Annotated in this window: 26 protein-coding genes and 1 tRNA gene; 6 read left to right on the forward strand and 21 right to left on the reverse strand. The window is 62.9% G+C overall.

Going from position 1 to position 26,952, the window contains the following annotated elements; genetic code table 11:
- Positions 1-96: 96 nt before the first annotated feature.
- From ACYHH6_RS01055 to xylF, 3 genes are all read right to left on the reverse strand, one after another.
- Positions 97-894 carry an ATP-binding cassette domain-containing protein gene (locus tag ACYHH6_RS01055; protein WP_192259350.1) on the reverse strand — a complete coding sequence of 266 codons (798 nt, stop codon included), beginning with the start codon at positions 892-894 and terminating at the stop codon, positions 97-99.
- A 13-nt stretch (positions 895-907) separates the two neighbouring features.
- Positions 908-2,239 (reverse strand): sugar ABC transporter permease, encoded by a 1,332-nt coding sequence (locus tag ACYHH6_RS01060; RefSeq protein ID WP_352585257.1) that lies wholly within the window; start codon positions 2,237-2,239, stop codon positions 908-910.
- Positions 2,240-2,387: 148 nt separating this feature from the next.
- Positions 2,388-3,428, reverse strand: a complete 1,041-nt coding sequence (gene xylF / locus ACYHH6_RS01065; RefSeq protein ID WP_112559512.1) for a D-xylose ABC transporter substrate-binding protein — start codon at positions 3,426-3,428, stop codon at positions 2,388-2,390.
- A 269-nt stretch (positions 3,429-3,697) separates the two neighbouring features.
- Between xylF and ACYHH6_RS01070 the strand changes: the two genes are divergently transcribed.
- Positions 3,698-4,933 carry an ROK family protein gene (locus ACYHH6_RS01070; protein ID WP_352591238.1) on the forward strand — a complete coding sequence of 412 codons (1,236 nt, stop codon included), beginning with the start codon at positions 3,698-3,700 and terminating at the stop codon, positions 4,931-4,933.
- A gap of 24 nt (positions 4,934-4,957) precedes the next feature.
- On the opposite strand, the gene phoB is transcribed toward ACYHH6_RS01070, so the two are convergent.
- From phoB to ACYHH6_RS01105, 7 genes are all read right to left on the reverse strand, one after another.
- Entirely contained in the window at positions 4,958-5,647 is a 690-nt protein-coding gene (gene phoB, locus ACYHH6_RS01075) for a phosphate regulon transcriptional regulator PhoB (RefSeq protein WP_010911896.1), read from the reverse strand.
- Positions 5,648-5,663: 16 nt separating this feature from the next.
- Positions 5,664-6,368: a phosphate signaling complex protein PhoU gene (phoU, locus tag ACYHH6_RS01080; protein ID WP_192259346.1), complete on the reverse strand. Its 705-nt coding sequence runs from the start codon at positions 6,366-6,368 to the stop codon at positions 5,664-5,666.
- Between the two features lie 41 nt (positions 6,369-6,409).
- Complete coding sequence (pstB, locus tag ACYHH6_RS01085; RefSeq protein ID WP_112559514.1) at positions 6,410-7,234, reverse strand: phosphate ABC transporter ATP-binding protein PstB; 825 nt, start codon at positions 7,232-7,234, stop codon at positions 6,410-6,412.
- 17 nt (positions 7,235-7,251) lie between these two features.
- Positions 7,252-8,568: a phosphate ABC transporter permease PstA gene (pstA, locus tag ACYHH6_RS01090; RefSeq protein ID WP_352591242.1), complete on the reverse strand. Its 1,317-nt coding sequence runs from the start codon at positions 8,566-8,568 to the stop codon at positions 7,252-7,254.
- Entirely contained in the window at positions 8,565-10,025 is a 1,461-nt protein-coding gene (gene pstC, locus ACYHH6_RS01095; RefSeq protein WP_352591245.1) for a phosphate ABC transporter permease subunit PstC, read from the reverse strand. The genes pstA and pstC overlap by 4 nt, the downstream gene beginning before the upstream one ends.
- 95 nt (positions 10,026-10,120) lie before the next feature.
- Positions 10,121-11,149: a substrate-binding domain-containing protein gene (locus ACYHH6_RS01100; protein ID WP_352591248.1), complete on the reverse strand. Its 1,029-nt coding sequence runs from the start codon at positions 11,147-11,149 to the stop codon at positions 10,121-10,123.
- 492 nt (positions 11,150-11,641) lie between these two features.
- On the reverse strand, positions 11,642-16,165 hold the full coding sequence (locus ACYHH6_RS01105; RefSeq protein WP_435053435.1) for a PAS domain-containing hybrid sensor histidine kinase/response regulator: 4,524 nt from the start codon (positions 16,163-16,165) through the stop codon (positions 11,642-11,644).
- Between the two features lie 416 nt (positions 16,166-16,581).
- On the opposite strand from ACYHH6_RS01105, the gene ACYHH6_RS01110 reads away from it, so the two are divergent.
- A complete protein-coding gene (locus tag ACYHH6_RS01110) occupies positions 16,582-16,935 on the forward strand; it encodes a hypothetical protein (protein ID WP_352591251.1) in 354 nt (117 codons plus the stop codon).
- An 81-nt stretch (positions 16,936-17,016) separates the two neighbouring features.
- On the opposite strand, the gene ACYHH6_RS01115 is transcribed toward ACYHH6_RS01110, so the two are convergent.
- From ACYHH6_RS01115 to ACYHH6_RS01125, 3 genes are read right to left on the reverse strand one after another with little or no spacing between them, the layout of a single operon-like run.
- Entirely contained in the window at positions 17,017-17,154 is a 138-nt protein-coding gene (locus tag ACYHH6_RS01115; protein ID WP_352591254.1) for a hypothetical protein, read from the reverse strand.
- Positions 17,151-17,345, reverse strand: a complete 195-nt coding sequence (locus ACYHH6_RS01120) for a DUF2865 domain-containing protein (RefSeq protein ID WP_435053431.1) — start codon at positions 17,343-17,345, stop codon at positions 17,151-17,153. The genes ACYHH6_RS01115 and ACYHH6_RS01120 overlap by 4 nt, the downstream gene beginning before the upstream one ends.
- A gap of 10 nt (positions 17,346-17,355) precedes the next feature.
- Complete coding sequence (locus ACYHH6_RS01125) at positions 17,356-17,802, reverse strand: DUF2865 domain-containing protein (RefSeq protein ID WP_435053432.1); 447 nt, start codon at positions 17,800-17,802, stop codon at positions 17,356-17,358.
- Between the two features lie 393 nt (positions 17,803-18,195).
- On the opposite strand from ACYHH6_RS01125, the gene ACYHH6_RS01130 reads away from it, so the two are divergent.
- A complete protein-coding gene (locus ACYHH6_RS01130; RefSeq protein ID WP_112559520.1) occupies positions 18,196-18,411 on the forward strand; it encodes a hypothetical protein in 216 nt (71 codons plus the stop codon).
- Positions 18,412-18,544: 133 nt separating this feature from the next.
- Here the strand turns inward: ACYHH6_RS01130 and ACYHH6_RS01135 are convergent, their stop codons facing one another.
- The 3 genes from ACYHH6_RS01135 to ACYHH6_RS01145 form a co-directional block, all read right to left on the reverse strand.
- Positions 18,545-18,913, reverse strand: a complete 369-nt coding sequence (locus tag ACYHH6_RS01135) for a hypothetical protein (protein ID WP_352591257.1) — start codon at positions 18,911-18,913, stop codon at positions 18,545-18,547.
- Positions 18,914-19,143: 230 nt separating this feature from the next.
- Complete coding sequence (locus ACYHH6_RS01140; RefSeq protein ID WP_352591260.1) at positions 19,144-20,028, reverse strand: glutathione S-transferase family protein; 885 nt, start codon at positions 20,026-20,028, stop codon at positions 19,144-19,146.
- Positions 20,029-20,053: 25 nt separating this feature from the next.
- On the reverse strand, positions 20,054-20,635 hold the full coding sequence (locus ACYHH6_RS01145) for a VOC family protein (RefSeq protein WP_352591263.1): 582 nt from the start codon (positions 20,633-20,635) through the stop codon (positions 20,054-20,056).
- Between the two features lie 1,021 nt (positions 20,636-21,656).
- On the opposite strand from ACYHH6_RS01145, the gene ACYHH6_RS01150 reads away from it, so the two are divergent.
- Together ACYHH6_RS01150 and ACYHH6_RS01155 are read left to right on the forward strand one after the other, a co-directional pair.
- Complete coding sequence (locus tag ACYHH6_RS01150; protein WP_352591265.1) at positions 21,657-22,175, forward strand: cupin domain-containing protein; 519 nt, start codon at positions 21,657-21,659, stop codon at positions 22,173-22,175.
- Entirely contained in the window at positions 22,169-23,230 is a 1,062-nt protein-coding gene (locus tag ACYHH6_RS01155; RefSeq protein WP_352591268.1) for a glycosyltransferase family 2 protein, read from the forward strand. The genes ACYHH6_RS01150 and ACYHH6_RS01155 overlap by 7 nt, the downstream gene beginning before the upstream one ends.
- Positions 23,231-23,268: 38 nt before the next feature.
- On the opposite strand, the gene ACYHH6_RS01160 is transcribed toward ACYHH6_RS01155, so the two are convergent.
- From ACYHH6_RS01160 to ACYHH6_RS01180, 5 genes are all read right to left on the reverse strand, one after another.
- Entirely contained in the window at positions 23,269-23,496 is a 228-nt protein-coding gene (locus tag ACYHH6_RS01160; RefSeq protein ID WP_352591271.1) for a hypothetical protein, read from the reverse strand.
- 631 nt (positions 23,497-24,127) lie between these two features.
- Positions 24,128-24,781 carry a hypothetical protein gene (locus ACYHH6_RS01165; protein ID WP_352591274.1) on the reverse strand — a complete coding sequence of 218 codons (654 nt, stop codon included), beginning with the start codon at positions 24,779-24,781 and terminating at the stop codon, positions 24,128-24,130.
- 68 nt (positions 24,782-24,849) lie between these two features.
- Positions 24,850-24,924: transfer RNA gene (locus tag ACYHH6_RS01170), tRNA-Glu, on the reverse strand.
- A 92-nt stretch (positions 24,925-25,016) separates the two neighbouring features.
- Positions 25,017-25,424 (reverse strand): VOC family protein, encoded by a 408-nt coding sequence (locus tag ACYHH6_RS01175; protein ID WP_352591277.1) that lies wholly within the window; start codon positions 25,422-25,424, stop codon positions 25,017-25,019.
- A gap of 6 nt (positions 25,425-25,430) precedes the next feature.
- Positions 25,431-25,811 (reverse strand): fimbrial protein, encoded by a 381-nt coding sequence (locus tag ACYHH6_RS01180; RefSeq protein WP_352591280.1) that lies wholly within the window; start codon positions 25,809-25,811, stop codon positions 25,431-25,433.
- A 26-nt stretch (positions 25,812-25,837) separates the two neighbouring features.
- On the opposite strand from ACYHH6_RS01180, the gene ACYHH6_RS01185 reads away from it, so the two are divergent.
- Positions 25,838-26,878: an RluA family pseudouridine synthase gene (locus ACYHH6_RS01185; RefSeq protein WP_352591283.1), complete on the forward strand. Its 1,041-nt coding sequence runs from the start codon at positions 25,838-25,840 to the stop codon at positions 26,876-26,878.
- The last annotated feature ends 74 nt before the right edge of the window (positions 26,879-26,952 follow it).

Genomic DNA, 26,952 nt, shown 5'->3' on the forward strand with positions numbered 1-26,952 from the left:
ACCATCGTGACAGCTGGCACATCACGTTCCAGATATTAGCCGGCTTATCGATCGCGCATCGGAGAAGATGACCGTCAGCCGATGATGGCGCTCGTCTCAGGCGGCGATCTTCAGCGCGCCCGGCCCGGGAATGGCGCCGGGTGGGCATTTGCCGAGGATGATCATGCCAAGCACCTCGTCCTGGGTGACATCGGTGGTGCGCGCGGTGCCGACGACCTGGCCGTTCTTCATCACGCAGACGCGGTCGGCGAGTTCGAACACGTCGTGGATGTCGTGGCTGATCAGGAAGATGCCGATGCCGTCGGCCTTGAGCTGCTTGACCAGCTCGCCGACCTGCGCCGTTTCCTGCGGACCAAGGGCGGCCGTCGGTTCGTCCATGATCAGGATGCGGGCGTTGAACAGGATGGCGCGCGCGATCGCCACCGACTGGCGCTGGCCGCCCGACAACTTGATCACCGGCTCCTTGAAGCGCTGGAAACGCGGATTGAGCCGGCCCATGACCTTGCGCGCCTCGGCTTCCATGGCGACATCGTCAAGCGTGCCCCAGCCGGTCATCAGCTCACGGCCGAGGAAGAGGTTGGCGGCGGCGTCGACATTGTCGGCCAGCGCCAGCGTCTGGTAGATCGTCTCGATGCCGTATTTCTTGGCGTCGCGCGGGTTGGAGATCGCCGCCTCCTGACCATTGACGAAGATCTGGCCCGCGTCGCGCTTGTAGGCGCCCGACAGGATCTTGATCAGCGTCGACTTGCCGGCGCCGTTATGGCCGAGCAGCGCCACGACCTCGCCCGGGAAAAGATCGATGGACGCATCGTCGACGGCGCGGATGCCGCCGAAGGCGATCGAGATGTTGCGCATGTCGATCAGCGCTGTGCCCGTGGGAGCAGTTTTTTCCATGATCGTTCCTCCCCTAGACCCGCTTGCGGTAGACGGTGTCGAGCCACACCGCGATGACCAGCACGGCGCCGACGACGATGCTCTGCAGCGGCGAGTCGATGCCGAGCAGCACCATGCCGGATTGCAGCGACTGCATTAGAAGCGCGCCGAGCATGGCGCCCATCACCGTTCCGGCGCCGCCGGCCAGCGACGTGCCGCCGATGACGGCGGCGGCGATGACCAGCAGCTCGTCCAGCGTGCCCAGTGCGTTGGTCGACGCGTTGAGGCGGGCCGACGAGATCGCCGCGCTGATCGCCGCCAGCACCCCCATGATCATGAACACCTTCATGGTCACCCAGCGCGTGTTGATGCCGGCAAGTTCTGCTGCTTCCGGATTGCCACCGATGGCGAAGACATAGCGGCCGAAACGCGTGCGTTTGGTGATGAAGGTCATTATGATGCCCGTGGCCACCGCCATCAGCACCGGTATGGCGATGCCATGCGCGATAAACAGCCCGCCTTCGGGAAGAGTGATGCCGTTCTGCCGCGCATACTGGCGCACGATGCCGATCGGCCATGGATAGGAATTGGCGATCCAGACGGCGCCGAGGATGGCCGCGCAAGCGACCACGCCAAGCAAGGTCTCAGCCCACACGGGGCGCAGTGGAAAGCTGAACCGCTTGCGCTGCGAGCGGCCATTGAGCAGCGCGAAGGCAACCGCCGCACAGGCGACGACGCCGACGATCCAGCTGGCGGTAGCGCCGATCGAACCGCGTGGTCCGCCACCCATCAGCTGGAAGGTGGCGTCGAGCGGCGCGACCGTGCGCCCGCTGGTGATCAGCCATGCCATACCGCGCCACACCAGTAGGCCGCCCAGCGTCACGATGAAAGCCGGAACCTCCATATAGGCGATGATGAAGCCCTGGAACGCGCCGATCAGCAGACCAAGCACCACGCCGGCGGCCAGCGCGATGATCCAGAGCCAGGGATTTCCGAGCTGGAAGCCGATGACGCGAATGAGGAATTCGGCCTGCGCCACACCCATGATCATACCGATCACGCCTTCGACGGAGCCAACCGAAAGGTCGATGTTGCGCATGACGATGATCAGCACCATGCCGGTCGCCATGATCGCGACCGAGGAGGTCTGCACCGACAGGTTCCACAGATTGCGCGGCGTCAGGAAAAGCCCGCCCGACAGGATGTGTATGCCGACCCAGATGACCAGCAGGGCGCCGACCATGCCGAGCATGCGCGTGTCGAGTTCGGTAGCCTTGAGGAACCGCCCGACGGCGCTGAGCTCGGATGCGCGCGCCCGGTCCGCAGCAGTGCTGGCGACCGGCTGATTAGAGGTCGTGTCGGTCATGCTATCCTCCCACCGGTTTGCCGTCTGGCGCGGATGCCGGAACATGGATGCTATTTGCTTTCCGTGGTCATTTGAAGCGGAAGCCCTTGGAGAAACGCCGCGGCTTTTGGGCCGCGGCGCCGAGATTTCGAACCGATAGGGTCCGGTTTTAGTTGCAGGCTGCAACGCTGCCGGCAGTGACGCCGGCGCAGACTTCGTCCTTCTTGATCCAGCCGGCATCGATGACGACGTTGAGGTTGTCCTTGGTGATGGCAACCGGGGTCAGGAACAGCGACTTGACGGTGTTGCCGCCGGGCGTGGTGAAGTCCTTGGCGCCGGCAATGTCGCCCGTCTTCTTGCCGTCGGCCAGCTGCGAAGCGATCTCGGCGGCGTTCTTGCCGAGCTCGCGCGCGTCCTTCCACACCGACACGGTCTGCGTGCCGAGCGCGATGCGGTTCAGCGCGGCATGGTCGCCGTCCTGGCCCGAGACCGGAACGGTTCCGGCCAGACCCTGCGCCGTCAGCGCCGCGACGACGCCGCCGGCGGTGCCGTCATTGGCCGCAACCACCGCATCGACCTTGTTGTCGTTGGCGGTCAGGAACTGTTCCATGTTCTTCTGGGCGTTGGCGGGCAGCCAGCCATCCGTGTAAGCCTCGCCGACATTCTTGATCTTGCCCGAGTCGATGGCTTCCTTGAGCACTTCCATCGAGCCGGCGAACAGGAAATCGGCATTCGGATCGGCACCCGAGCCCTTGATAAAGACATAGTTGCCTTCGGGCTTCGCCTTGAACACTTCGCGGGCCTGCATGCGGCCGACTTCCTTGTTGTCGAAGGTCAGATAGAAGACGTCCTTGTTCTCGATCAGGCGGTCATAGCCGACGACTGGAATGCCTTCGTCCAGCGCCTTCTGCACCGCCGGGCCGATGGCCGAGGCGTCCTGCGCCAGGATGATCAGCGAGTTGGCGCCCTGCGAGATCAGACTTTCGACGTCGGTCAGCTGCTTGCCGGGATTGGACTGCGCGTCGGCGGAAATGTACTTGTCGCCGGCAGCCTCGATCGCCGCCTTCATCGCCGCTTCGTCGGTCTTCCAGCGCTCTTCCTGGAAGTTCGACCACGACACGCCGATGACCTTGTCCTTCGCCTGCGCGACCGACACCAGCGTCAGCGACATGGCGACACCCGCCAGCATGGCGGCTGCAAATCTGTTCATGATAACCCTCCCTGCGCCGCGCACGGCGCGACAAAAACTGGCCCGAAGGCCGGCACACAGAGGCTCTATTTTTTCGAGCCTCGAAAAAATACTGGTCCAACGGCGGGGCGCTGTCAACATCGATTCTGATGGATTCTGATGGCTTCGCCGAATTTTTTCGGGACCCGCAATAAACAATGACAGCGCCGCTGGCTTCTGGCAATATTTGCGTGGCGTCCCTGACCGCCTCCACTATCATGAGGCGCAAGGGGACCGGGAGGAAAACAAAAATGTCGGTTGGAATCCGTCACGACGATCTGCGCCGTCGCAACCGTGCGATGGTGATTTCGGCCGTGCGCCGGGCCGGCCAGCCGTCGCGCACCGAGATTGCGGCGACCACAGGCCTCAGCCATTCGACCATATCGGCGATCTCGTCTGATCTGATTCAAGAAGGCATCCTGGCTGAGAGCAAACCCGGCGAGACGGGTGCGCTGAAGCGCGGCCGGCCGCAGGTTGGCCTTGCGCTCAACCCGGAAGCCGCCGCGGTGATGACCGTGGTGCTGTCGCTGAACTTCCTCTCCGTCACCGTCATCGACTATGCTGGCCATGTGGTCGCCGAGGAGCAGCGCCGGCTGGATACGCTGACCATGCCGCGCGACGAGCTGATCGGCGAATGCACGGCAATCGTTCGGCGGCAGCTCGAGGATCCCGATCTCGATGTTCAGAGCATCGCCCGCATTGCCATGGGCATCCAGGGCATCACCGATTCGCGGGCGCGCGCCATGCTGTGGTCGCCGATCACGCCGCTGACCGACATTGCCTTCGCCGACATACTGGAAGCGGAATTCGGCATTCCGGCCACCATGGAAAACGACTGCAACATGATGGCGGTGGCGCTGCAATGGCGCCAGCCTGAGCGCTACCGCGACAATTTCATCGCTATCCTGCTCTCGCATGGCATCGGCATGGGGTTGGTGCTGAAGGGCGAATTGTTTACCGGCACCCATTCCTCGGGCGGCGAGTTCGGCCACATGATCCACCGGCCCGGCGGCGCGCTGTGCCGTTGCGGGCGGCGCGGCTGCGTGGAGGCCTATGCCGGCAATTACGCCATCTGGCGCAGCGCCAAAATGATGAGCGAGGATGCCGAACCGGTCGATGTCGGCGACGCCGACATGCGGGCGCTCGCCGCACGTGCCCGCGAGACCGATGGCCCGGAGCGCGAAGCCTACCGCAAGGCCGGCGAGGCGCTCGGCTTCGGCCTCGGCAGCCTGTTCGCGCTGATCGATCCAGCACCTGTCGCCATGGTCGGAGTCAGCGCCGCCGCGTTCGATCTGATCGAACCGGCATTGCGCGAAGCGATTGCTCAGACCGCCGGCGGCCAGCACTCGAAATCGATCTCCTTCGACACCGAGCCCAACGAACTGCCGCTGATCCGCGAAGGCTGCGCTATGCGCGCGCTCAGCTTCGTCGACCAGGAGATTTTCGCACCGGGGATTCAGGCAAAAGCGGGCAAGCATGTCGCCTGAGGGGCCGGCAACAGCGCGGCGCGCCTAATCTTCCCGGATAGCGTAGCCGGCGCCGCGGATGGTGCGGATGACGTCGGGCATGCGGCCATTGTTGACCGCCTTGCGCAGTCGACCGACATGCACGTCGACCGTGCGCTCGTCGATATAGATCGTCTCGCCCCAGACATTGTCGAGCAGCTGGCTGCGCGAGAACACGCGGCCGGGATGGCGCATCATGAATTCGAGCAGGCGGAACTCGGTCGGTCCGAGCCTGATTTCGCTCTTCTTGCGGTAGACGCGGTGCGATTCACGGTCGAGCACGATGTCGCCGACCTTGAGCACGCTGGACAGCACTTCCGGCTTGGCGCGGCGCAGCAACGCTTTCACGCGCGCCATGAATTCCGGTGTCGAGAACGGCTTGACCAGATAGTCGTCGGCGCCGGTCGACAGGCCACGCACGCGGTCGCTCTCCTCGCCACGCGCGGTCAGCATGATGATCGGCAGCCGTTCGGTCTCGGGCCGCATGCGCAGCCGGCGGCAGAGCTCGATGCCGGACACCGCCGGCACCATCCAGTCGAGCACCAGAAGGTCGGGCACATTTTCCTGCAGCCGAATTTCGGCCTCGTCGCCGCGCGTCACCACCTCGACCTGGTAGCCTTCGGATTCGAGGTTGTAGCGGAGGAGCACGCCCAGCGGCTCCTCGTCCTCCACGACCATGATGCGTGGCGCGATCATCAGCAGTTCACCCTTGTCAGGCCGAAGTGGCCATCGCCGTCTCGTCCTGCTTCGGGCGATTGGCGGGCAATTGCTGGCCGGTCAGCACATAATACGCATTTTCAGCGATGTTGGTGACATGATCACCGATGCGCTCCAGATTCTTGGCGCAGAACAGGAGATGCGTGCAGGCGGTGATGTTGCGCGGGTCTTCCATCATGTAGGTCAAGAGTTCACGAAACACCGACGTGTATTTGACGTCGATACGTTCGTCCTCATTCCTGAGTTTCGCCAGGGCTGCCGCATCGGCCGCGGCATACTCCTCGACCACTCCTTGCACCTGGATCAGCACCAGCTGCGCCATCGCGTCGATGGAGTGCGAGAGGTCGCGCGGCGTGACGCTGAGGCCCACGGTGCCGACGCGCTTGGCGATGTTCTTGGCGAGATCGCCGATGCGCTCGAGGTCGCCGGCCATGCGGATCGAGCCGACCACGGCACGCAGATCGTTGGCCATCGGCTGGCGCTTGGCGATGAGCGTGATAGCGCGATCGTCGAGTTCCCGCTGGCGCGCGTCCATGATGGCGTCGTCGGACACGACGCGCTGCGCCAGCGCATTGTCGGAATTGAGCAGCGCTTTTGTCGAGCCGCTGACCATCGACCCGGCCAGATCGCCCATGTCGCGGATCAGCTTGCTGATCTGGCCCAACTCTTCATCGAAGGAAGCGACGGTATGTTCACCCATGATCGTGGTCCTCGTGCCTGAAAATTCAACCGCTGGACGGCTCAGCCGAAGCGGCCGGTAATGTAGTCCTGGGTGCGCTTGTCGTCGGGATTGGTGAACATCTTGTCGGTGGCGCCCTCCTCGACCAGGTAGCCGAGGTGGAACATCGCCGTGCGCTGCGACACGCGCGCCGCCTGCTGCATCGAGTGGGTGACGATGACGATCGTGTAATTCTGGCGCAGCTCGTCGATCAGCTCCTCGACGCGTGCGGTGGCAATCGGGTCGAGCGCCGAGCATGGTTCGTCCATCAGGATTACTTCCGGCGACACCGCAATGGCGCGCGCGATGCACAGGCGCTGCTGCTGGCCGCCGGACAGGCCGGTGCCGGGCTCCTGCAGGCGGTCCTTGACCTCGTTCCAGATCGCCGCCTTCTTCAAGCTCGACTCGACGATCTGGTCCATGTCGGACTTGCGCTTGGCCAGCCCATGGATGCGCGGGCCATAGGCAACGTTCTCGTAGATCGACTTCGGGAACGGATTGGGCTTCTGGAACACCATGCCGACGCGCGCCCTGAGTTCGACGACGTCGATGTTCTTGTCATAGATGTCGTCCTCGTCGAGCGTGATCTTGCCGGTCACCCGCGCCGAATCGATGGTGTCGTTCATGCGGTTGAGGCAGCGCAGGAAGGTCGACTTGCCGCAGCCGGACGGGCCGATCAGCGCCGTCACCTGGTTCTGGCGGACGTCGAGATTGACGTCGAACAGCGCCTGCTTCTCGCCGTAGAACACGCCGACCTTGTCGCCGCGCATCTTGATGACTTCGTTCGACTTGGCGTTCATTTTGTCGCCCACTGCGTTTTCAAGGGACTGTTCGGTCATGATGTTCATACCAAATTGCCTTTTTTCTACCAGCGCCGCTCGAACCGGCGCCGAAGCACGATCGCGGTGATGTTCATGGCCATGAGAAAGACGAGCAGGATGATGATGGCGCCGGACATGCGCTCGACAAAAGCGCGTTCGGCCTCGTTTGCCCACATGTAGATCTGCACCGGCAGCGCCGTCGCCGGATCGAAAGGCGTCTTCGGATAGTTGGCGACGAAGGCGACCATGCCGATCAGAAGCAGCGGTGCTGTCTCACCCAGCGCACGCGCCAGGCCGATAATCGTGCCGGTCAGGATGCCGGGAGCGGCAAGTGGCAGTATGTGCTGGAACACCATCTGCATCTTCGAGGCGCCAAGCCCAAGCGCTGCCGAGCGGATCGACGGCGGCACCGCGGCAAGGGCCGCGCGCGTCGCGATGATGATGGTCGGCAGCGTCATCAATGTCAGCACCAGGCCACCGACAAAGGCGGCCGAGCGCGGCATGCCGAGGAAGTTGATGAACACGGCAAGGCCGAGCAGACCGAAGACGATCGACGGCACCGCTGCAAGATTGTTGATGTTGACCTCGATCAGGTCGGTGAAGCGGTTCTTCTTGGCGAATTCCTCGAGATAGATCGAGGCCGCGACGCCGATCGGCAGCGCCAAAAGCAGCACAATCACCATCATGTAGAACGAGCCGATGATCGCCACGCCCATGCCTGACGTCTCGGGCCGGCTGGAGGCGCCATAGGTGAACAGACCGGTGTTGAAATGCTCGGCCATCACGCCGTCGGCCTTGAGTTTGTTCATCCAGTCGATCTGCTGGTTGGACACCTTGCGGCGCGCTTCATCGACGCCGAGGTCGATCTGGCCCTTGAAGGCGGAGTCGAGATTGGCCGCGGCCAGGATATTGACGTCGCGCGTCGTGCCGATCACCGACGGATCGGCGGCGACGATGTCGCGCAGCTGGACGCGGGCGCCTTCCGACAGGAAGCCCTTGAGCTTCATGACCATCGGCTTGTTGCTTGGGTCGATGCCAAGCTTGGCCATCAGCGCAGTGTCGGCGAGCTTGGGATAGTTCGCCTTGATCAGCACGCTCGGATCGGTGGCGCGCTTGCCGGAGGGATCGATGACTTTCTCGTCGAAGCTGATCGGCAGCGTCACCGTCGTCTGCCAGAAGGCGGTGTAGCCCTTCGAGACGATGGTGATCAGCATGATGGCCAGGAAGGCGAGGCCGACCGAGATCGCAATCACACCGTAGATGCGGAAACGGCGTTCAGCGGCGTAGCGCGCCTTCAGCCCTATGTCGCGGCGCGGACGCGCAACGGCGCCCGCCATCGTGTCCAGGGGAATGTCGGTCATTCGTACTGCTCCCGGTACTTGCGCACGATGTAGAGGGCGACGATGTTCATCACCAGTGTCAGCGCGAACAGCGTCAGGCCGAGCGCGAAGGCGACCAGCGTCTGCGGCGAGTTGAACTCGAGGTCGCCGGTCAGCTGGTTGACGATCTTGACGGTGATGGTCGTCATCGCCTCGAATGGATTGGCGGTGAGATTGGCGGCAACGCCGGCCGCCAGCACGACGATCATCGTCTCGCCGATGGCGCGCGACGCCGTCAGCAGGATGGCGCCGACGATGCCGGGAAGTGCCGCCGGCAGGATCACCCTCTTGATCGTCTCGGAGCGCGTCGCGCCCAGGCCAAGCGAGCCGTCACGCATGGCGCGCGGCACCGCGGTGATGATGTCGTCGGACAGCGAGGACACGACCGGGATCAGCATGACGCCCATCACCAGGCCGGCGGTGAAGATGCTCTGGCCCTGGATGAAGGGCGAACCGCCAGTGAGTGCCGCCGACAGGTCGCGCAGGAATGGCCCGAGCGTGACCACGGCGAAGATGCCGTAGACGATGGTCGGGATGCCGGCCAGCAGTTCCAGCGCCGGCTTGACCACCGCGCGAACCTTGGGCGAAGCATATTCGGCCATGTAGACCGCCGACATCAAGCCGACCGGCACCGCCACCAGCAGAGCGACGGCGGCGATATAAAGCGTGCCGGCGAGAAGCGGGATCAGGCCGAACTGGCCCTGGCTGCCGCCGGAGCCGGCAGCGGCGAAACGCGGATCCCACACCGTGCCGAAGAAGAAGCTCATCGGCGACACGCTTTCGAAGAAGGTGATGGTCTGGAACAGCATCGACAGCACGATGCCGACCGTGGTCAGGATGGCGATGGTCGATGCCGCAAGCAGCCCCCACAGCATCAGCCTCTCGACATTGTTGCGCGCCCTGGCGCGCGGCGCGATCTGCCGCAGCGCATAGAAGGCGCCGGCGATCGACAGCGCAAGCGTCAGCACCGCGCCAAACAGGCCGAGCCTGTCCTGGACCGTGTTCGCCTCGACGGCGATCGGGATCATGTAATCCTGCGTGTCGCTGGCCAGCGCCACGCCCTTGGCGATGAGCAGCGGCTGCAATTCAGCGAACGTGGCGGGAAGCGGCGTTCCGGCATCGAGCCGGCGCAGGCCCTTGGCGAGGCTCTTCACCAGGCTGGCGTCGAGCGCTTCGCTGGCGACCTTGGAGTCGACAGTGCGCTCGGGCAGGGCGGCGTGGATGTGCCGGTCAAGATAGAAGGACGAGCCGATGTCCCAGACGGCGAGCAGCAGGACGGCAGGCAGGACGGCGAGTAGAAAGGCCCACCAGCCGTGATAGTGGGCGCGCGAATGCGGCTTGACCTTGCCGGTATCGTGCGCCGCGGCGCGCTGGCGGCCGATCACGAAGGCGACCACGCCGATGGCAATGACTATGGCGAGTACGAGCAAGGACGACATCACCCACCCCAGGGAAAATTCAGATCGCGGCCGCCGTTGCGGCATGCAGCGAAATCAGGGCGCGGATTTGGTCCGCGCCCTGATCCAGTCGTTGATTACATGCTCTTCCCGGCAGCGAACGCGTCGCGCTGCGCCTGACGTTCGGCATCCGGAGCCGAAACCAGGCCGTACTGGGCGAGCGGGCTTTCCGGGCCGATCATCTGGTCGTCAAGGAAGAACTCGACATATTCCTTGAGACCGGGAACGACGCCGAGATGCGCCTTCTTGACGTAGAAGAACAGCGGGCGAGAAACCGGATACTTGCCGGTTGCGATCGTCTCGGTCGAAGGCACGATGCCTTCCACGGTGGCGACCTTCAGCTTGTCGGCATTGTTCTCGTAGAAGGCGAGGCCGAACACGCCGACGCCGGTCTTGTTGGAGTCGATGCGGGCGAGCGTCTCGGTGTAGTCGCCGTCGATGTCGACAGCCTTGCCGTCCTTGCGGATGGCGATGCAGGTCTTGCCGATTTCCTTGTCGTCGGCAATGCCGGCGGCCTTCAGGGCGGCCTTGTCGCAGCCGGCGTCGAGAAGCTTGGTCTCGAACACTTCGCGGGTGCCGTGCTTTTCACCGGGGATGTAGGCGGCGATATCCCAGTCGGGCAGCTTCGGGTTGACCTGGTTCCACTTGGTGTTCGGATTGTCGACGAGCTTGCCGTCAACGACCAGCTTGGCGGCGAGCGCCTTGTAGATGTCGGCGGGAACCAGCGCCCAATCCGGGCCCTTGATGTCGGTGGCGAAGACGATGCCGTCATAGCCGATGCGGACTTCCTGGACTTCCTTCACGCCGGCGTCGGCGCAGGACTTCAGCTCGTCCTTCTTGATCGGACGCGAAGAGTTGGCGATGTCGATGGTGTCTTCGCCGACCCCCTTGCAGAATTCCTTGATGCCGGCGCCGCTGCCGCCGGACTCGACAACCGGGGTCTTGAAGTTGGTGAAGGTTTCGCCGAACTGCTCGGCGACGATCTTGGCGTAAGGCAGCACGGTCGACGAACCGGCGACCTGGATCTGGTCGCGCGCGGCGGCGACACCCGACGATGCGGCGAACGCTGCCGCCACGGCCGATGCCGTAACGAGGAATTTCTTCATGTGGCCTGCTCCTGTTCGGAAGATGGTCTCTCGGCGCCCTCTTCAGCCGGCGCCCGCTGAGGCCAATAGCCTTCGATTATTACAGTCGCATGACAGTTTCGTGTCAGCCCGGTAACGTCGGATGGACGCACCGAAAGCCGCAGCCGGCCGGCCTCTCCGAGAGAGCCGCAGTTTGCCGCTGGAATCATAAGCTTGCGGGATTTTGCGCCGGCATTTGTCCCGGCAGATCGCAGGCGATGCCGAGAAAGAAAAACCGGACGGGAGCGCGTTGCCCGTGGCCAGAGCGTATCTTGGCCGAGCCATCGCCAAAAACAGGTCCGTTGGGGTAGATTTCGACGCTGTTTCTTTGTCGGCGGTCGCTTGCTCCCGCCCGTAACTGAATGAGCGGTTGAGTTGCCGCCATTTTCCCGACTGGGCGCAAGCTTTGATATGGTGCGATCGCACCATATCCCTGGACGTCGCGGCACCGCCGAATCCCGGCGCTGATATCAGCTAGCCGGCGTCTCGCTGGGCTTCGCTCGCGATGCCGGCCCAGCGCTCGACCTTTTCGAGCAGCGCCTTGGGACTGATCGGCTTGGGCAGATAATCGTCCATGCCGGCTTCCAGGCAGCGCTCGCGATCGCCCTTCAAGGCATGCGCGGTGACGCCGACGATCGGGATATGCGTGCCGCTCTCTTGCTCCAGCCGGCGAATCGCGGCCGTGGCTTCGAGCCCGTTCATCTCCGGCATCGAGACATCCATCAGGATCATGCGGGGATTGAGCCGGCCGAAAGCGTCGAGCGCCTTGCGGCCGTTGCCGACGATCTCAAAACTGTAGCCGGTTTCACCGAGGATCTGCGTGAACACCATCTGGTTCACCTCATTGTCCTCGGCAACGAGGATGTCGAGCCCGCGTTCGTTGCCGCCGGCCCGGGCGCGGGCGCGCACTGGCGGCGGATGCAACTGCGCCCGCTCGGACGCGGCGCGTGCCGGCGGCGCCGACACCCGCTGTACCATCGCTTCGCCGGAACCGCCGCTTGCGGCTTCCGGCGCCTGACCTGTCGTGCCGTGGCGATGGCGCTGGATGGTCGCGACCAGCGTCTCCAGCAACACCGAGGAGCGCGCCGGCTTGATCAGCTGCGCGTCGATGCCGAGGTCGCGGTAGCTGGTGTTGGCGAGCGACTGGTCGACCGAGGTCAGCATGATGATCGGTGTGGCGGCCAGCCCTGCGGTGTTGCGCACGATGCGCGCCATTTCGGCACCGCTCATCCCCGGCATCTGGTAGTCGAGGACGACGCAGTCGACAGGCACGCCATAGGCAGCCGCGGCGACCAGCACCTTCAGCCCTTCGGCACCGCTTTCGGCGGCGCAGGAATCGAACGTCCACGACACCATCTGCTCGGTCAGGATCGAGCGGTTGACGGCGTTATCGTCGACGATCAGCACCCGCGCGCCGGTGACGTCGACGGGCATGATGCGCTGCGCCGTCTGCTGGCCGGCCCTCGGCAGCGTGACGGTGAACCAGAAGGTCGAGCCCTTGCCCTCGGCGCTCTCGACGCCGATCTCGCCGTCCATCAACTCGACCAGCCGCGAGGTGATGGCAAGGCCGAGCCCGGTGCCTTCGTGGCGCCTGGTCGACGAGGTATCGACCTGATTGAACTTTTCGAAGACAGCCTTCAGCTTGTCCTCCGGAATGCCGATGCCGGTGTCGGTGACCGAGATGGTGAGCCTGGTTCCGGCCACAACCCTCTCGCCGGTGACATCGACCAGCACATGGCCTTCGTCGGTGAACTTCACCGCATTGCCGAGCAGATTGGTGACGATCTGCCTTATGCGGCCGACATCGCCGATGAACAGGCTTTCCAGGCCCGGCTCGACACGCACGATCAGTTCGAGATCCTTCTCCTTGGCGCGTGTCGACACCAATGTCGCCACATCCTCGATCGCCTCGGGCAGGTTGAACGGCGCCGGGTCGAGCACGAGCTGGCCGGCATCGATCTTGGAGAAATCCAGGATGTCGTTGATGATGGTCAAAAGCGCGTTGCCCGACTTGACGATAATGTCGGTGAACGTCTTCTGCTTGGTGTCGAGGTCGGATTTGGCGAGCAGCTCGGCCATGCCCAGCACGCCGTTCATCGGCGTGCGGATCTCGTGGCTCATATTGGCCAGGAATTCCGACTTGGCGCGGTCGGCGAGCACGGCGCGCTGGCGTGCCTCGCGCAGCTCGGCCTCGCGCATCTTCAATTCGGTGATGTCGGTGGTCGATCCGATGAGATAGAGCGAACCGTCGGAGGCGATCATTGCGCCCTTGCGCGCGAACTGGTGGCGCACATTGCCGTCGGCAAGCGTCACCGTCTCCTCGATCTCCTGCGTCTCGCCGGTGCGCAGCACGGCCATATCACCGGCGACGAAGGCCTCACCGTCCGCGCCGAAGATCTCGACGTCGGTCTTGCCGATCGCCTCCTCCTTGCTGAGACCGGTCAGGTCGCACCAGCCCTTGTTGACGTAGAATTGGCGCAGGTCCGAGCGCTTGGCGTAGATCGACACCGGCACGTTGTCGATGAGATTGCGGAACACCTCGTTCTCGCGCATGCTTTCTTCCAGCGCCTGCTCGCGCGCCTTGACGTCGGTGATATCGGTGCTGGAGCCGACCAGATGCACCGACCCGTCGAGCGCCACCAGCCGGCTCTTGCGCGTCATCAATTGCCGCACCGTGCCGTCGCGATGGGTAACGGGCTCCTCGATCTCGCGGCCGCGGCCGGTGACGACGACCTCGGTGTCGTCATGGGTGTAGGTTTCGGCGTCATCGATGTTGAAAAGCTGGAGATCGGTCCGGCCGATAACCTCCTCCTTGGGGATGCCGGTCAGCGCGCACCAGGCCTTGTTGACGAATTCCATGCTCAGATCCTGCGCCTTGATGAAGGCGGCGACCGGAAGTTCGTCCATGACGTGGCGGAACAGGTCGATCTGACGCATGCTTTCCTGCAGCGCCTTTTCGCGGCTTTTGATCTCCGAAATGTCGACGCGCACGCCGATGAAGGTGCCGTCCTCGGTCCGCATATCGTAGACCTGGTACCAGCGGCCGTCCGCATTGAGGCGCTCGTAGGAGGTGTTCGGCAAGTGGTAGCGGGCGAGGATGGCACTGAGCCAGACGTCGCGGTCGCCGTCATAGAGTCTGTCGATCTCGGGATCGCCGCTCGATCGGAAATAGCCGACCGAATGTCCCAGTTCCAGCGCGTCGCGGAAAGTGCTGCCGGGCTGCCATGCCGGCACCAGCGCCGGCAGCGTGTCCTGCAGCTTGCGGTTGGCGAAGACGAACTTGTCGTCGCGGTCGTAGATGATGACGGCCGCGGGGAGCGATTCCAGCACCGTGGCAAGGTTCTTGCGCGCGTCCTCGGCTTCCGTCTCGCGGCGCTTCATGTCTGAGATGTCGAACAGGAAGCCGGCGACATAGTTGCGGCCACTTGGCATGCCGACGCGGTTCTTGCGCACGATGCGCGAGCGCCTGGCGCCCTCGACCTCGAAATTCTCCTCGATCTCATAAGGCGTGCCGGTCGCCAGCACGGCGCGTTCGCTGTCTTCGAACAGCGCGGCATCCTTCCCCGGCATGAAGTCGCCGCCGGGCCTGCCCAGCATCGCTTGCGGCGTCTGTCCGAACAGCGCCGAGAACGCCTCGTTGACGAAGACGAAGTGCAGATTGTCGTCCTTGACGAAAATCGGGTCCTCGACGGCGTTGATCACCGCCTCGGCCAGCCGTGATTTTTCGAGCGCCTCGGCGAGTTCGGCCTCGCGGTCCTTTATGTCGGTGACATCGACATAGGAGATCAGCCTTTTGCCGCCGGCGAGCGGCGCCAGCGATGCAATCAGCGTACGGCCGTCATTGCGCGGCAATTGCCTAGAGCCCACCACGCCGGCCGAGATTTCTGCTTCGCGCTCGGCGATGTGGCGCTGCCATTCGGCGTCGTCGGCGCCGTAGGGGTCCATATCGCGGCTGGCTTGCATCAGCTCGCGGAAGCCGCAGCCGATCCCGGCACGTCGGGGATCGATTTCCCAGAAATCATAGAATGCGCGGTTGATCACCTCCGTGCGCATGTCCGCATCGAGGACAAGCACGCCGATCGGCATCTGGTCGACCATCGTGCGCAGATTGGCGAAAGTCTCGGCGGTCCTGGCGTTGGCGCTTTCGATCGCCGCGTCGCGAAGCGTCAGCTCGGTGATGTCGTAATAGGTCAGGAGCCGCTTGCCGCCGGACAGCGCCGTTACCGAGAACATCATGGTGCGGCCATTGGCATGGGTGAACTCGCGCGGCGCAACCGCGCCGGCGCGGATCTCCTCGATACGGGTGGCGAGGTAATGCTGCCACTGCTGTTCGTCGAGATCGCCATAGATGCCGTTGCGGCGGTTGAGCTCCATCAGGAGGCTGAACGGCGCGCCGACAGTGACGGCGCCGTCGGGAATCCTTGAGAGGTCGCGATAGGCCTTGTTGACAATGAGCGTGTCGAGCTTGGCGTCTAGCAGCACGACGCCCATATGCATGGCATCCATCGTCCGCTCGAGATCGGCAAGATGCTGCGTGCTCTCGTCTGCAGCTGGCGGCACCTGCCGAAGGTCGTCCAGCGCACCGGCCAGCGCCGTGACGTTGCGGCCAATGCCGCGATAGCCGGTAAACTCGCCCTCGCTGTCGAAACGGGGCGAGCCGGTGATCGAAACCCAGCGGCAGCCGGGGCGGCCGCCCTTCAATTCATAAACGAAGTCGCGAAATGGCCGATGCGCCTGCAGATCCTCCAGATGCGCGGCGGCGTGTCGATTGCCATGCACCATGTGCTTGAGGAAATCGAAGCGGAAGCGACCAAGAATGCTGGCGGGATCGATGCCGGTGGCGGCCTGGTAATTTTCTGAAAGCCAGGAAAAGCGCAGTTCCGCGTCGGTCTCCCAGACCCAGTCAGCACCGGCCTCGACCAGTTCGCGCAGCGCTTCGGGTGAAGCCCCAGCGGACGCGTTCTCGCCACACAAAGCAATCTCGACCAGCCGGCGCAGCGCTTCGGGCGAATCCTCGCCAGGAGTGTCCTCGCCACGCAAAGCGGCCTCGAACAGCTCGCGCAGCGCTTCGGGCGAAGCCCCGGCGGAATCGTCCTCGCCATGCAAACCGGCCTCGACCGGCTCATGCGGCGCTTCGGGTGAACCCCCGACGGACGTATCCTCGCCGTTCACAGCCCCCTCTCGGGAACCGCGTCCGCCGCGTGTTCCAACAGTCCCGTCAGCCATTCCGTTCCCACCCCGAGAGCCAAGGCCGAACCCCCTTAGCGGTTCGCCGGCGAAATGTGCCCGAGAAGCATTAATGATCCGCTAACCATAACGCATCCAAACTCCAACCAGAGCCCACATTGCCCTGCGGTATTCCGCCGGTTGTCGGCGGAACCCCGACCGGGCTATAGTTGGCGGGGGTATTGCGGATGACTGGTTGGATCGTGCCTTGTTTCTTGGGCGTGGCGCTGCTTGCCAGCAGCGGCTGCGCGCGCAGCTATGACGGCACAGTTGTGATCCCGAGGCCGCTCGATATCAGGCGGGTCTGGGATCGCGATCCGTCGCTGACCGAGGCCAGCAAGATGCAGGCGGCAGCCGGCGTGTTTCCGACGCCGCCGCCGCAGGAGCCGTACCGGCCGGCGGCGCGCCGACAGACGACATCGCCTCCGCCGAGACGGCACGTCAGGTCCAGCCCGCCCGCGATGACTTCCGAACCGGCCAACCCGCTCACCTGCAAGAATGTCAGCCAACCCGGCAAACGCTACAAGATGGTCTGCGAATAGCCTGATGCATATCGCCCAAAAGCGGCCCGCGGTTTTGGGATCAAGACATGGATAAAACAGGGTATTTCGGCGCCGCGCGGCTCAGTCCGCCGGGAAATAAGCCGGCCCGACCATCCTGACCGGCCGCGAGCCGGCCAAAGCTTCGACCGACTGCTGCTGGGCAGCGCCCGTGGCGTCTGGGGCATCGGCGCCGGTCTGGGGGATTTGCGCAACGGTCACGAGATCCGGCTTTGCCGACGGCAGGGAATGATGGCGTTGCTCATATTGGCCGGCGTCACCGTTCGCGCTCTCAGCTCGGCGACACGCCTGGAGTAGCGCTTGACGTCACAGGCTTTGAAAGTCGTATCGTCGCGGTATTTGAAGGCCGCCGGCAGGTCCTTGTAGGGTTTGCGCGTATCGAGCGCGACCATCTCGTCGGTTTCAAGCCAGCGTGTACAGGTGGACGCCGGCATCGTCGCAGATGTAGCGGCACTGATCGACCATCTCCTTGACATCGTCGCCTTGCACGAACTGCGACTTCGGCGCCGGGAAGAAATAGCCGTCGGACAGGCGAACGCAAAACAGCATGGAATTGCTGCCGATCATGGCACCTGCCGGACGCTGTTTCTGTTGCCTGGCGGCGGGCGCGCAGCCGAGCGCGACGAGCCTGGCCTGCAGCCCGGACGTATCCCGGCCCGAAATCGCGGCGCCGGCGATCTGGCGTTGCACCTGGGTGCGGCATTTGGCGAGGTCGGCGCAAGCGTTGAAGAAGCCGCCCGTCGCACTTTGCGCCGTGCAGCGGCGTTGCCTCTCCAGGCCCTGGATCGCCGCAAGCTGGCGGCGCAGCTGCGCGGGGCTGATCCCGCCGCCGCGGCCGGACGACGCCATCTGGCCCCTGAGTGCGGCGCAAGCATCGGCAAGGGAGGCCGAGCTTCCGAGGACGGTCGCCGTCATCACCAGTGCAAAGATTCCGACTGGCCACAAACGCATCATCGGCGCCCCTGGTCCTTGTACCCTATGGAGCCGATAGCCGCTCCAGACGATTGAGCCTCAATATATAAGGCAAGTCTAATTCAGAGGAAACCAGCAACAGCCAGGTATTTACACCAAGTGTATTATGCCGTCTCCTGTAAATTCACTATTACACTTTTGTTTCAAGATTGAGACGAAGCGAGGCATCGACCCGCCTAGGCCGCCACCGCGATCAATCCCGCGTTATGGCCCTTGCGGTTGAAACCTTTCTCCGCTGTCTCGCGTTGTATCGGGCAAAGGAGACCGAAGATGTCTATTCACTTCACTGTCTCTGGCCTGACCAGGAACCTGTTCCATTCGCTGGGGCTGGACCATGAATGGGCGCCGAGACCGCTCGATCCCGAACAGAGCCTGCTGTTGGAATGCTACCTGGCGGGGCAGATTCCCGAATCCGCCTGGGCCGACTACGTCTTCGAGACACCCGACCTGCAACGGCATGTCGACATAAGGCGCCGGCACAACTGATCAGAGCAATTCCAGGAAAAGTGTGAGCGGTTTTTCCGGGAAAAGCGCGTAGCGCTTTCCCTTGGGAACTGCGTCAAAACAACGAGAGAGTGGGTCGCCGTTTCTGTGAAACAGTGAAACGCTCTATCGCTCGCTATTGCTTGGGCGAGGCGAACTGCATGGTGAAGACATTGCCAGCTACGCCTTGTGCAAGCTTGGGCGAAAAGCTCAGGGGAAGACATTTCTGCAGAGCCGTGGTCGCAGCGTCGACAAACGCTTTCTTGGCATTGGCGTCACCATCGACCTTGATCGCCGTCGGCCGCGGCGGACCGATCAGCGTGCCGTCACGCTTGAAGCTGAAGCTCAAGGTGACGGTCGCATTTCCAGCATCGGTGGGTGGCGTCCAGCACGCCTGGATCGCATCGCCGACCTCCGTCATGGTGTCGAGCGGCGCCGCATTGGACGGGTAGCCTCCGGCCAACACAACGCCGGCAACCGCAAACAATTTCGCCACGCCCTTCATCGCAAAGCTCCTCGTACCTCGGCCGCCAAGCATGATGGTAGGGTCGACGCAGGCAATGGCAATATGCCTGATGTCAGACTTTATGGCAGAGCGCGGGGACGCGTCTTGTGGCGCATCGGCGAAAAGCAAAAGGCCGGCTTTGCGCCGACCTTTCCTTCCACTTCGGCGCCAGTACATCCGTGGTCGCGGGTGGATTGCCCTCAATAGACAGGGCTTTGGTTAACGAATCCTTAGCTTTGCGCGCCGGCCTGCGATTTCACATAGGCGATATAGCCTCTGACATCGCCGGCCGGCTCGGCATAGGCTTTGCCGAGTTTCTTCTCGATCGCCGCCATGTACTCCTTCGCCCATTTGGGCAGCGGATAGTCGATGACGGCCAGGAATTCGAGCGTCGATGCCAGGCGGATGTCGGCGATCGACGGGTGCTTGCCGCCGATGAACGGCTTGCCGTCCCTGAAGAAGGAGTGAAACACCTCCAGCGGCTCGGCAATTGCCGCCATCGCGGCCTTCTGCGCCTCGGACTTCTTGTCCGGATGGGCGTCACTGTGGCCGACCTCGCCGGCATATTGCGGGAAGCCGAGCGCCGGATAGGTCGCGCGCGCCACGTAGGGATAGAGCGTGCCGATCAGATAGAACATGGCGCTGTCGACCATCGCCCGCTTGGCCGGCGCCTTGGGATAGAATTTCTCCAGCCCGTGCTTGTTGGCGAGATACTGCATGATGGCGCAGCTTTCCCACAGCACGCCTCTGGGGAGACCCTTGTCCTCGATCATCGGTGTCAGATGCGCGGGGTTACGCGCCATATATTCGGGCGAACGCGTGTGGCCCCAGGCGTCGGTCTCGGCGGGGTCGAACCCGGCCGCGCGCGCAAACACCCGAACGGTCATGTTGTTGACGCTCGGCTTCAGCATGCTGATCTTCAAGGCCGGCTTCTTCGCAGCCTTGGCCGTCTTCGGCGCGGACTTCTTGGCGGCCGGCTTCGCCGCGGCTTTCGCAGCCGGCTTTGCGGATGCCTTCGCCGCAGGCTTGGCAGCCGCTTTTGCTGCCGGCTTGGCGGCGGTTTTCGGCGCGGCCTTGGCCGCAGATTTCCCGGCGCTCTTTGCAGTCTTTGCCATTATGGTTCTCCCCTTTTTGTGGCCGTCAGTATGGATTCTTCGGTGTCCGGTCGTCCGACAAGGTCGCGCGTGACCATTCGACCAGCGTCTGGATCGCGTCGGCGAGATGCACTTCGGCGATGTTGTAGTCGCCGCGCGCGACGCGCAGCTTGTGTGCCTGCATCAAGACGTCGGCATGGGTGAAGCCCGCCGGCGGCTCGAAGCGGTAGGACGCGAGCTCTATCAACAGGCCGAGCGGATCCTCGAAATAGATCGAGTCCATGAAGCCGCGATCCTTGACGCCGCTGTGCTTGATGGCGCGCTCGTCGAGCCGGGCGACCGCCTGCAGAAAGGTAACGCGCGACACGGCAAAGGCGATGTGGTGGACGCAGCCCGGCTCTGTCGGCGTGCGCCGCTGGACCGGCGTGCGGCTCTCGTCGGTGAAGACGGTGATCAGCCTTCCGTCGCCGGGATCGAAATAGAGATGGCTTTCGCTGGCCTTGTCGAGATTCGGCTGCTCGAAGATGAACGGCATGCCGAGCACGCCCTCCCAGAAATCGATCGACGTCTGGCGGCCAGCGCCGACCAGCGTGATGTGATGGACGCCCTGCGATTGCAGTTTCTGCATCGGTCTCCTCCCCGCCGACCCCTCGCCTTCTTGTGCGAACTTGGATCTTGCCAAATCATACCATCGCCGCACGCCATGCGCGCGGCGGATGTGCATGCCTGACGGCTTTTCCCGATCCGTTCCCCGGCGTTCTGCGCGCCGTAACGGCGTCGTGCAATGATGCTAGTGCAATTGGCAGCGACGCGCCAGAAGCGACGCCGCTGCGTGGCAGTGAAAAGAGCCAGAGGTTAAGGTTGCAAAACCTCGGCTAAGCGACGGCTCTGAACTCGGCCTCCGCCAGCGTGCCGAGGCTCGCGCATTCGGCGCACGCCATCGTATGTCCCGGGCAACCGGCTCGATGCGTCCCTTGCGGCAGCAGTGCCCCTTTGACGCGCGCCATCTGGAACAATCGAAAATCTTCCCGCTGCCGAGGCAGTGCGGGCATGTCATTTTCACCGAACTCATACCTGCTTTACCCGACCCAAATCCGCGCTGCCGCAGATGCTGCCCCGCACCGCAAGTAACAGAGATTGCTACGCTTTCAAGCGTCGCGGCCTGACTTAAATTGGGTGTATCCGTGTGCACCGACTGGCCGGGTTTCGCTGATGCCGCCGACCCTCGCGGTCAAAACGCGATCCACGTTCGAGCTTGTCAGAAGTAGTGGGGGAAGAAACGGCCCAGCCGTTATTTGGTACGCCCAAGGGGAATCGAACAACTGTTCCCGCCGTGGCAGAGAAACACTGCACGCATCTGGTGCTCTCGTACGTCGCGGACGATCAGGCAGCTGGCGCCGGACATCTGAACCAACAGACTGGCCAAAGCTTCACAGAATAGTCACTCTCAAAGGTGAGAATGATCCGATTCTGAAACTTCAATCGAATGGACGGGCGCGACATGCCGGGCGCGGGCATTCGTGCACATATCGTCACGTGGCCTTCCACGACTGCCGTTGAAAGACAGTTGAAAGAAGGGCAATAAGAGGGACCGCCAAAGCTAGTTAGATTGGATGAGCCCTATGACGCAGAGTATTCTCGAAAAGACGTTGGCAGGCGCGCAGAAGGATCAGGAGACGGTTCGATCCGGCAAGCCGATTGCCAAGGTTCCCGATGGCCTGTCGTTCCACGACATGACCGCTCATGTCGACGACAGGGGAAGCGTCACCGAAATCTACGACACCCGCTGGAATTGGCACCCCGATCCGCTGGTCTTTTGCTACATGTTTACCATCCGACCGGGAACGGTGAAGGGTTGGGGGCTGCACAAGCTTCACGAGGATCGATACTTCGTTGTCGATGGCGAAATGGAGGTCGTCTTGTATGACCCAAGGCCCGAGTCGAGCACTTGCGGACAGGTATTTCGGATTGTTCTGTCTTCAGCCCAGCCCCGTCTGATGAATATTCCCAGATTCGTCTGGCATGCGGACCACAACATCGGCACGACGGACGTTAGGGCAATCAATTTTCCTACAATGCAATATGACCACGCCAATCCCGACAAATACCGGCTGCCGCTGGATACCGATTTGATCCCGGTCGACTTTGGCGGCCTCAAGGGATGGTAGACGCTCCGCCGTTCTTCAGCGTCCTGATGCCGACCCATAATCGTCCCGACTCTCTTGCCTATGCGATCCAGTCGGTGCTGGCGCAGACGGAGCAATCGTTCGAGCTTCTGGTCGTTGGCGACGGCGCAGCGCCCGAGACCGAAGCGGTCGTGAAAAGCTTTTCCGACCCGCGCATTCGTTGGTTTGATTTCCCCAAGGCGCCTCACTTTGGCTATGCCAATCGAAATCTGGCGCTTCGATCGTCACGCGGGGAATTGATAGCCTTCGCCGCCGACGATGACTTGATGATGCAGGATCATCTTGCCCTCATGCGCGGCCAGTTCGTCGATCCGTCGGTGGCGCTTGTCTACGGCCAGGTCCTCTGGGTCTCGACCGACGGCATTTGCGGTCCTGATCTTACCAACCTGTTTTTTCCCGAAGAGCGGCGTCAATTCATGGCGAGAGGGAACACGATAGCGGCCTCAGGCGTCGTATATCGCGCCAGCGCTCTTGCGGAGCGGACGGTGTGGCCAGAAGATGTGAACGGGGCGGGAGACTGGGAGATCTGGCGTCGCATCGTGCTCACCAAGGGCTTCGCCGCCGTGCGCTACCTTCGCCTCCCGACGTGCCTGCATTTCTCCGCTAAGTGGAAAAACCTCAGAGACTCCGGGAATCCGAGGCTGACGGGATTTATCAACGCGTGTGAGAAATCGATCTGGTATCCAGCGCCGCTGCGGGTCGCCATTCCGACAGGACACATGGAACAAAAGGTCTTCTGGGACATCATGTCTGTCGATCCCGATGGCTGGACCGCAATCATTCGCGAAGCAGCAGCCGATGCCGTTAACCGACTTGCGGTCGACCGTCTCGAAAACCTGGTTAGACCCGACCCGCCGCCCACACCACCTCCGCCCGCTGCCCCAGATAATGGCCGAGCGGAGGCTCTTGCGGCAGAAGTACAGGCTCTCGCGATAGAAAGGGACGCTTTGAAGGTGGAGATGGAGGCGCTCAAGCGCTCGAAGAGTTGGCGTTGGACTGCCCCTCTAAGGCAGTTGCGAAGGCGTATCGGCCGATAGGGGGCCGGCGCCAAAGGGCATGAAGCGGCCGGATGATCCTATTCGTCCCCGTCGCCGAGGTACGCCTTCACACGTCCGAAATCGCGGTACATTCCGCCGTCCGGGTGTTTCTTCTCATGCCAGGTGATCGCCCAATAGCCGGTGTCCTGAAGACCTTCCATGACCAACACCCGATCGCGGTCGGCCGGGAAATGCTCCTTGAGAAGATTGTTGACGGCATTCAACCCGCCGTCCCGGTAGGCTTGTACATAGACATCGTCGTCCATCATATATTTCCCCTTTTAGGGCTGCCCGCTGCACCGGCAGCAGCAGCTTTCAGTACTCGGCATGCCTACCGCTTTCACGGCTTCCTCAACCGCACCCCGGCGCCGCCGCCGTTCTCGGGAATGAACTCGACGTCGGCAGATTCGAAAGCCTTTTGAACTGCGGCGATTGAATGCCCCGGCGTTGTCGCCTCAGTCTCGATTCTCGTCACGGTATTCCTGTGCACGCCTGACTTCTCAGCAAGATCTCGGACGTGCCCTGGGGCTCGCCGACGCCATAGGGTCGGGGCCTAAGCTGGCATATGCCTTGCTGGACCCCGCCCACGAAGCTCTCTCAAGCCAGGAGGGCCGGGGCTGATCATTCCGTAGCCGAAACAATCAGCCCTCTGCCTCAGGGTGGCGGGCTTTTCTATTTCATCGGGTCGCCAAGTGGAAGCCAAGTCACCTCTCCGGACGCCACAGGAACCAAGTTCTTCCAGACTTCCTGTCGATCATCACCGTATAGGCTGCCCCTCGGTGCGAGATCCATACAATGCGATGGAGCCGGAAACGGTCTCGTACTGACCGCCACTTTCGGAGCATCCGGCCGACAAGGCAGCAGTGGCCAACAAAAGTGCTTTCATGATCCTCCCGTTCATATTCTTCCCACAAAGCGAAGCGACCACGGCGGCTCATCGTATGTCCGAATATTCTGATACCTCTTGTCGAGTTCGTCTTTGATCGCCCAAACGCTATCGATCACCTGATACACATCGCGGGTCTGGCCGACCGGACCGCCGATGATGTGCTTCGAACGCAAGTCTCCATCCATATGGAAACCGTCGGATAGGAAGCGCTGGTGCCCGTTGCGGATGATCCACGCCAAGGCGGCTTGTTCGGGCTCATTGAGGATATCGAGGTTCCTGAAGGCCTCCTCGTTTATGAAGTTCCATTCGCCTTCGCGCCCCTTGGCTCGCCCCCGAGCCTTCTTCCGCCTGGCCCCTTCGGCGATCAGGTAACTACCAAACGAAACCAGCAGGATCGCTGCGCCGAACACTGCAACCCCGCCGGCGACCGCAAGCCAAGTGCCGCCGAGCTTTGCAAACGGGCCGAACTCATACCCATTTAAGGTGAGGACGGAGGCGCCTGCGATGAGCCATGTCCATCCCTGCTTTGCGGTTAACCCGAGTGCGGACTGAAGAAGGCTGACTAGGTGTTCCATTGCTGGACTCATGTTGCGTTCATGTCGCACGGACTTGCCGATAGTCGCAGGAACGCGGGCGAAATCAATCAGGTTGCGTTCATGCAAATTCGCGGGCGTTCATTTGTCCGACATTCGACGCAATATGGCAAAAGCCGCTAAGTGATTGAAATCCCTGGTACGCCCAAGGGGAATCGAACCCCTGTTCCCGCCGTGAGAGGGCGGTGTCCTGACCGCTAGACGATGGGCGCGTTCAAGAACCGGCGATATAGGCTGACGGTTTGGAAAAAGCAACTGGGCTTCGAGCGGCCGGACCGCTTCTATGGAATGTAGGTTTGCGGACCTAGCCTTTCGGCTCGATCAGGTCCCACAGATTGCCGTAGAGATCGGCGAAAACCGCCACCGTGCCGTAAGGCTCCAAGCGCGGCGCTTCGCGGAAGCCGACGCCCTTTTCCAGCATCGCTCTGTGGTCGCGGGCAAAATCGTCGGTTTCGAGGAACAGGAAGACCCGGCCGCCGGTCTGGTTGCCGATGCTCTTCTCTTGCGCCTCGCCGTCAGCTTCAGCCAGAAGCAGCCTCGCGCCCTGCCCGTTGGCCGGCGCCACCGTCACCCAGCGCTTGCCGCCGCCGAGATCGACATCTTCGGTAAGCAGAAAGCCCAGCCGTTCGACATACCAGGCGATCGCCTCATCGTAACTGGCGACGACGAGCGTGACGGTCGCGACCCGGCGATGGTTGGCAAACCCGGTCATGCAGGCTCACTTGTTGCGGATGGCGAAGCGGCCGATGATGCGGCGCTCGGCGATGTCGTAGATGAAAATGGCGCGACTGCCGTCGGCAAGCTCGGCGTCGATCGAGATGCGATTGCCTGACAGGGCTTGGCTGATCACCTTGGCGCCCACCGGCAGCACGATGTCGGCCGCGAGCGGCTCGCCGGGCGGCACTGGAATGTCGTTGGCGAGCGGCGGGGTTGTGGGCGGCGCTTTGCGCGATTTGTAGACAATGGCCGCGATCACCACCATAAGGGCCAGCAAAAGCAGGCCGAGATTGATGGCCATGAAGCGGATGAGCCTGCCGCGCACCTTTTCGATCTCGGGATCGAGCGGCTTTTCTTCTTCGTCGGCAACGGGCCGGGCCATGGCAGAACATTCCGGAACTTTTTTCGATGAGCGCTCATAGCGAAGAGACCAGACAATTCATAGAGGCGGAGCCAACCGTACTCGAAGCCGGCGCAGAAGCGGCCGGCCAGCGCCTCGACCAGTGGCTGGCGGCGAGCCTTGGCCCTGACATGTCGCGCAGCCGCGTGCAGATGCTGATTAAACAGGGCGCTGTCACAATCGACGGCAAACCGGTTGACGAGACCAAGCGCAAGATGAGTGCTGGCGAGCGCGTATCGGTCGTCATGCCCGAACCCGAACCGGCCGAGCCGCAAGGCGAGGCCATCGCGCTCGACGTGTTTTATGAGGACGACGAGCTGATCGTCATCAACAAGCCGGCTGGGCTGGTCGTTCATCCCGGCGCCGGCAACTGGACCGGCACGCTGGTCAACGCCCTGATCCATCATTGCGGCGACAGTCTCTCAGGCATCGGCGGCGTCAGGCGCCCGGGCATCGTCCATCGCCTTGACAAGGAGACCAGTGGCGTCATGGTGGTGGCCAAGACCGACCGCGCCCACAAGGCGCTGTCGGAGGCCTTTGCCGACCATGGCCGCACCGGCGACCTCGAACGTGCCTATCTGGCGCTGGTCTGGGGCATCCCGCCGCGGCCGACGGGAACGGTCGACGCGCCGCTCGGCCGCGCCGCCGACCGGGTGCGCCGCGCCGTGGTGCCGGAGGGCCGCGACGACGCCCGCCACGCCATCACCCATTTCACCGTGCAGGAGCGTTTCGGCGAAAACCAGCAGGAGTTCGCCACCGCCAGCCTGGTCGAATGCCGGCTGCAGACCGGCCGCACCCACCAGATCCGCGTCCACATGGCTCATATCGGCCATCCCGTCATCGGCGACCCCGATTACGGCCAGGCCTTCCGCACCAAGGCCAACCGGCTGCCCGAGCCGCTGAAAAGCCAGGTCAAGGCATTTTCCCGGCAGGCTTTGCATGCCTGGCTCCTTGCATTTCGTCACCCGACTACCCATCTACCGATGAGGTTCGAGGCGCCGATACCGGGGGACATGGAGGAACTCGTCGGCGGCTTTCGCAAACTCTGAACCCGCCATCTAAAACCTGAGCGGCATTGTTCACTTTAGCGTGACACACTGTTTCGTGTTGAACAAATGCCTGT

The organism is Mesorhizobium sp. P171375 (assembly GCF_057786075.1).